The 6794-nt window shown below is 61.0% G+C and carries 6 protein-coding genes; 3 read left to right on the plus strand and 3 right to left on the minus strand.

The annotated features are described in order from the left end of the window. The coding region (locus ACXWUF_RS15970; RefSeq protein ID WP_458495648.1) for a hypothetical protein at positions 1-245 on the plus strand (245 nt) is incomplete at its 5' end. A gap of 93 nt (positions 246-338) precedes the next feature. On the opposite strand, the gene nhaD is transcribed toward ACXWUF_RS15970, so the two are convergent. Continuing rightward, entirely contained in the window at positions 339-1700 is a 1362-nt protein-coding gene (gene nhaD / locus ACXWUF_RS15975) for a sodium:proton antiporter NhaD (RefSeq protein ID WP_458495649.1), read from the minus strand. Positions 1701-2136: 436 nt separating this feature from the next. Here nhaD and ACXWUF_RS15980 point away from each other — a divergent pair, with 436 nt between their 5' ends. Together ACXWUF_RS15980 and ACXWUF_RS15985 are read left to right on the plus strand one after the other, a co-directional pair. Next, on the plus strand, positions 2137-3789 hold the full coding sequence (locus ACXWUF_RS15980; RefSeq protein WP_458495650.1) for a nitrite/sulfite reductase: 1653 nt from the start codon (positions 2137-2139) through the stop codon (positions 3787-3789). Beyond that, on the plus strand, positions 3776-4258 hold the full coding sequence (locus ACXWUF_RS15985) for a DUF934 domain-containing protein (protein ID WP_458495651.1): 483 nt from the start codon (positions 3776-3778) through the stop codon (positions 4256-4258). Before ACXWUF_RS15980 ends, ACXWUF_RS15985 begins: the two co-directional genes overlap by 14 nt. A gap of 68 nt (positions 4259-4326) precedes the next feature. On the opposite strand, the gene ACXWUF_RS15990 is transcribed toward ACXWUF_RS15985, so the two are convergent. Both ACXWUF_RS15990 and ACXWUF_RS15995 read right to left on the minus strand, forming a co-directional pair. After that, positions 4327-5667: a S41 family peptidase gene (locus ACXWUF_RS15990; protein WP_458495652.1), complete on the minus strand. Its 1341-nt coding sequence runs from the start codon at positions 5665-5667 to the stop codon at positions 4327-4329. Between the two features lie 32 nt (positions 5668-5699). Next, positions 5700-6794, minus strand: a 1095-nt coding sequence (locus tag ACXWUF_RS15995) for a murein hydrolase activator EnvC family protein (protein WP_458495653.1), incomplete at its 5' end; no start/stop codon positions are given.

The following is a 6794-nucleotide window of genomic DNA, read 5'->3' on the forward strand; positions in this document are numbered from 1 at the left end:
TTATTGATGCATTAGGTCCAAGCGCTATTGTATGGACTGGAGCCAAATATATTGTTGCGGATTTTAATACCTACTTCTATCACAACAATATGATCCGTGATTACTACAATCTTGTTGCCAGCCCGGATGGCATAAACTGGACACTTATAACATCCGGGCGGGGCAGATTGAGCGGGTTAGCCTGGAACGGCAAGCGTTTTGTCAGCGTGGGATACCCGAAGATAATCTTGGGCGATTGCCAATAGCCACGCTGCTATTAAAAACCGCGTCGAACGAGTAACAACAAAAAAGGCGCTCCCTCACAGCAGCGCCTTTTTCGTTTCGAACGGCTAGAAAAATCAGCCGTTCAGCCAGTAATGCACCACGATGGAGGCCGCATAACCGGCGACGATGGCCGGGGTCCACTTCAAGTGGCTAAAGAAGGTGTAGTGGCCCTTGGAGGTTCCCATCAGCGCCACGCCCGCCGCCGAGCCGATGGACAGCATGGTGCCGCCCACGCCAGCGGTCAGGGTCACCAGGTTCCATTGGTACAGGTCCATCTCCGGGTTCATGCTCAGCACCGCGAACATCACCGGGATGTTATCGACGATGGCGGACAGCACGCCGATCAGGATATTGGCGCTGGTCGCGCCCAGCCCTTCATACATGGCTTCGGAGGCCAGTTCCAGGTAGCCGATGTAGCCCAGGCCGCCCACCGCGAACACCACGCCGAAGAAGAACAGCAGGGTATCCCACTCGGCGTCGCGGACATTGTTGAACACGTCAAACTTGTCCTTGCCCGGCCCGTAGAACACGGTCTTCAAGCGGTAGCCATAGAACATCAGGAACGATAGGCCCACCATCATGCCCATGAACGGCGGCAAGTGCAGGAACTGCTTGAAGCTGACGGCGCTGACGATGGTCAGGGCGAACAGGCCGCAGATGACCAGGGCGCCATCCTTCATTTGGACTTGCTCTTCGTCGGTGGCGGCGGGCGCCTCGTCGGGAATGGCGAAGTGCATGATGGTCGCCGGGACCACGAAGTTGACCACGGACGGGATGAACAGGTGGAAGAAGTCGAAGAATTCCGCCTTGCCCGCCTGCCAGACCATCAGGGTGGTGATGTCGCCGAAGGGGCTGAACGCGCCGCCCGCGTTGGCCGCGCTGACCAAGTTGACGAACCCCAAAGCAATAAAGGCCGGGCTATTGGCGCCCACGGCCATGACCACCGCGCCCACCAGCAGGGCCGAGGTCAAGTTGTCGGCCACCGAGGACAGGAAGAAGGTGATGACGCCAGTGATCCAAAACAACGAGCGGTAGCCGAACCGGCGACGCACCAGCCAGGAACGCAACGCTTCGAACACATTGCGCTCGGCCATGGCGTTGATGTAGGTCATCGCCACCAGCAGGAACAGGAACAATTCGGCGTATTCCTTGAGATCGTGCTCGAACGCCTTATGCACTTTCTCGGCGGAAACGCCGTTGGACGAGGCCAGATAGGCGACATGCGCCCAGATGACGCCGGCGGCGAGAATCACTGGCTTGGATTTTCTAAGGTGCGTGAACTCTTCGGTCATCACGAACGCATAGGAAACGATGAAGACCAGTACGCAGTAAAGGCCACGATGGGTGGCGGTTAGCCCCAAGACGTTCGACTCTTCGGCGGACGCCAGTTCGGGCAGGAAAAACAGCAGCGACAGTAATAGGAATGCGCGTATCAATGTTCAGCCCTCTTCTTTGAGTTTAAAAATTCCGGCGACTGCCAACGACCGAACCGGCCCCGGCACAAAAGGCAGCATTATAGTTTCAATCCACTCCCAGCCAAATAAGCTAAAAGGAAATAGCTAGGAGAGCGGCATTGTATGAAGGCGGTGGAAACCGAATGTCGCGTCGTAGGATGGGTGGAGGTGCGCCCTGAAGAGCGACCAACCTCCGAAAACTTAGCGGCGCACCGGAACCCATCATGGAAGCCAAGACCGACTCGGGTGTTGAAACCGAGTCGGTCTACCCCCGGAAGTTAGCGTTTCCGAACGCCAGCTTATAAAATTGCGTCACTTCCTTATCCCCTTCGCTCATTTCCCGTTCGCGGGAAGGGCGTAGTACATTAACCAGCCCACCACTTAAGAATCTCCGGCAAGGACGGTTATCCCCACCACCATGTACCAATACGACGATTACGACCAAACCCTGGTGAACGAGCGAGCCGCGCAGTACCGGGAGCAGACCCGGCGCTTTTTGGCCGGGCAGTTGACGGAAGATCAATTCCGTCCGCTCCGGCTGATGAACGGCCTCTACATCCAACGCCATGCGCCCATGCTGCGCATCGCCGTGCCCTATGGCCTGCTGTCATCGAAACAGATGCGGATGTTCGCCCACATCGCCCGGACCTACGACAAGGGCTACGGGCATTTCACCACCCGCCAGAATCTTCAGTTCAACTGGCCGAAGCTGGAAGAGGTGCCGGACATCCTCGACGACCTGGCCTCGGTGCAGATGCACGCCATCCAGACCAGCGGCAACTGCATCCGCAACACCACCAGCGACCATCTGGCCGGGGTGGCGGTGGACGAACTGGAAGACCCCCGCGCCTACTGCGAAATCATCCGCCAGTGGTCCACCCTACACCCGGAATTCGCCTTCCTGCCCCGCAAGTTCAAGATCGCCGTCAGCGGCTCCGCCCGCGACCGCGCCGCGACCCAAGTCCACGACATCGGCCTGCAACTGGTGAAGAACGAGGCGGGCGAGGTGGGCTTCGAAGTGCTGGTGGGCGGCGGATTGGGACGCACGCCCATCATCGGCGTGGTGATCCGGCCCTTCCTGGAAAAGCAGCATCTTCTCTCGTACCTCGAAGCCATCCTGCGCGTCTACAACCAATTCGGTCGCCGGGATAACAAATACAAGGCCCGCATCAAGATTCTGGTCAAGGAGACCGGCCCGGAGAAATTCGCCGAAATGGTGGAGGCCGAGTGGGCGGAAATCCGCGAGGGGTTGCTGCTCGACCAGGCCGAAATCGACCGGGTGGCCGCGTTCTTCGTGCCGCCGGCCTACGAAAGCCTGCCGGCGGAAAACGCCGATCTGGAACGGCGCAAGCAGGAGGACGCCGAATTCGCCGCCTGGTTCCGCCACAACACCGTGGCCCACAAGGTGCCGGGCTACCGGGCGGTGTTCGTGTCCCTCAAGCCCCACGGCGCGGCGCCGGGCGACATGACCGACAGCCAGATGGACGCCGTGGCCGACCTCGCCGACCGCCATAGCTTCGGCGAACTGCGCGTCACGCACACCCAGAATTTAATCCTGGCCGACGTGAAGCAGGCCGAATTGTTCATCCTGTGGCGGGAACTCAAGGCGCTCAAACTGGCGACGCCCAACATCGGCACCGCCACCGACATCATCGCCTGCCCCGGCCTCGATTACTGCTCGCTGGCCAACGCCACCGCCATTCCCATCGCCAACGGCATCCAGCAGATTTTCGACAACCTGGATTATCTCTACGATCTGGGCGACATCCGCATCAATATTTCCGGCTGCATGAACGGCTGCGGACACCATACCGTGGGCCACATCGGCATCCTAGGCGTGGATAAAAAGGGTGAGGAGTGGTACCAAATCACCCTGGGCGGCTCGTCCAGCACCGACGCCTCGCTGGGCGACCGGCTCGGCCCCTCCGTCGCCAAGGACGAGGTGCCCCACGTCATGGAGCAGATTTTCCAAACCTACCGCGAATTGCGCCTGGATGACGAACCTTTCCTCGCCACCGTCCGGCGCATCGGCATCGAACCCTTTCAGGAGCGCGTTTATGGCAGTCATTAAGGACGGCAAGATCACCGGCAACGATTGGCGCCACGCGGCGGACGACGAAGCCTTGCCGGAAGGCAACGCCACCGTCTCGCTGAAACGCTGGCTGGCGGAGCAAGACAGCCTGGCCGGGCGCCCCGCCCCGCTGGGCCTCAGGCTCACCGCCGCCGACGCCATCGAGGGCATCCTCGGCGACCTGGGCCGGTTCGGCGTCATCGTCTTCGACATGGCCCACTTCACCGATGGCCGGGTCTTTTCCCAAGCCCGCCTGCTGCGGGAGCGCCATGGCTACGCGGGCGAACTGCGGGCGCGTGGGGATTTTTTGCGGGACCAGATGTTCTTCCTGCACCGGGTGGGCGTGAACGCCTTCGAATTCCCGGAAGGCGCCGATCTGGAAAACATGCTGCACGCCTTCCGCGAATTCAGCGTGACCTATCAGACCGGGGCGGATGAGCCGTTGCCGCTGCACCGGCGGCGGGGTTAAGTCTCTTTCTCCGCGATAAAAAAAGCCCCCGCTTCGTGAGAGGCGGGGGCTTTTGATTTCCCGGCAAATCAGTTCTTCTTAGCGCTGCCGTTCTGCCGAACGATATTGATGCCCTTGAGCAAGTTCAGCGCCTCGTTCAACGGATAATCCTGCAAGGCCAGCGCCTCCTCGGTCTCCTCCTTAGTCTTGGGCGCGCCGTCCTTGCCTTCCTTCTTAGATTCGGCCTTGCTGTTTTCCAGATGGTTGTTCAGATCGGCCTCCTTGATGGGGGAGAACTCCGACTGCGCCACCGCCTCCAGCTTCACCTTGGAAATCGACACGTCCGGCGAAATGCCCTCGGCCTGGATCGAGCGCCCGGACGGGGTGTAGTACCGGGCCGTGGTCAGCTTGACCGCCCCACCATTGCTGGTGGGCAGGATGGTCTGCACCGAGCCTTTGCCGAAGGTCTTCTCGCCCATGATGATCGCCCGCTTGTGGTCTTGCAGGGCGCCGGCGACGATTTCCGACGCCGAAGCGGAACCGGCGTTAATCAGCACGACAATCGGCGCCCCGTTCAGGATGTCGCTGGGCGTCGCGCTGAACTTCATCTTGGCGTCCTCGACCCGGCCATCGGTGTAAACGATCAGGCCATCCTCCAGGAAGGCGTCGCTGACCGACACCGCCGCGTTCAGCACGCCGCCGGGGTTGTTGCGCAGGTCCAGCACCAGCCCCTTCAAGTCGCCGTTCTTCTTGAGTTCGCCGATGGCCTCGGTCACGTTGTCGCCGGTCTTGGACTGGAAGCTGGTGATGCGGACGTAGCCGTAGCCGTCTTCCAGGGTCCGGCTCTTGACGCTCTTGACCTTGATGATGTCGCGGACCAGCTTGATCTTGAGAGGCTGCTCGACGCCTTCCCGGACAATGGTCAGGACGATGCCGCTGCCCGGCTCGCCGCGCATGGTCTTGACCGCGTCGTTGAGGGTCATGCCTTTGACGGGCTTGTCATCGAGCCGGATAATCAGGTCGCCGGCCTTGACGCCCGCCTTCTGCGCCGGGGTGTCGTCGATGGGCGAGATGACCTTGACGAAGCCATTCTCCATGCCGACCTCGATCCCCAGGCCGCCGAACTGGCCGGTGGTGCCGACCTTCAGTTCGTTGTACTGCTCCTGATCCAGATAGGCGGAATGGGGGTCCAGCCCCGCCAACATGCCGCGTATGGCGTCTTCCAGCAGCTTGTCGTCGGTCACTGGCTCGACATAATCCTGGCGGATGCGGCCATACACCTCGGAGAAGGTCTTCAACCCCTCGAACGGGATTGTGTTATTGGCCGCGCCGCTGGACTCTTTCTCGGCCAGAGCGCCGCCGCCGACGCTGACCAACACACCAAGCACAGCGCCGCAGCAAAGGATCAGAAGGTTTTTCTGTCGCAACATAAATTTTCCCGTCAACAAAAGAAGGTCCACAATCAATTGAGGTGTGCGCACCAGGGCGTGGGATCCACCACGGCACCTTGGTTCCGAATTCCGAAATACAGCCCCGCTTCGGCGCGTCCGCCGCTGGCGCCCACGGCGGCGATGACCTCGCCCGCCGCCACCGGCTCGCCGACGCTTTTATAAAGGCTTTGATTGAACGCATACAAGCTCATCACGCCGTCGCCATGATCGACAATCGTGAGTAATCCGTATCCGCGCAGCCAATCGGAGAACGCCACGCGCCCGCTCGATACGGCCCGCACCGGAGCGCCCTCCTCCGCGGCAATGAGTATGCCATCCCACTTCCCACTCATCCTGGGACTGCCGAATTGCCCGATTAAACGCCCGGCAATCGGGCATTTTGAACTTGCCTCCGGGATGGAGGGCGGCGTGGGGATAAGCGGGGCACTTTCGGTCGGAGTTCCATTCGTCCCGGAAAGCTGGATTGAGGCCAGCAAGTCCTGTAGGCGCTGTTCATTGTCCCGCAACTGCTTGAGCTCGGCGTCCTGGTCGCGAAGCTCATGCTCCAACTCGGCCAGCAGCTTACGGCGGGTCCGCCTGGACTCGTCCAATTCGGCCCGCTCCGCCGCCATCTGTTGGCGCGTGGTCCTGAGGCGTTCCGACTCTATCGCAAGCTCGCCCTGAACCTGCCGGGCGGCGACCAAATCCTGCTCCATGCCTTGCAGCAGCGCGGAACGGGCATGGTTGAGGTAGCTATAATAGGCCAAAACACGGGTGAGCCGGGAGGGGTCTTCCTGATTCAGCATCAATTTCAGCCATTCCCGCCGCCCAGTGGCATAGGCGGATCGGGCCTGCCCCGCCAAAGCGCGCTGCTGGCTTTGCATCCCGGTCATCAGAGTGCCGCGCCGCTTCTCCAGTTCCGCTAGCCGTTGATTCTGGGCACGCGCATCGGCTTCCAACTGGTTCAGGGCTTTGACCAACCGGCCATTGTTGCGCTCGATGTCCGCCAACTCTGCCTCGATCTTGTCCCGTCTGGCCCCCATATCCTCCCGGGATTGCTGGGCCGATTTGAGCCGCTCCTGAATCCGCGCCAGTTCCTCGCGCCGCTCGTCCGGGTCCGCCGCCAG

This window comes from Methylomagnum sp. (assembly GCF_054333355.1).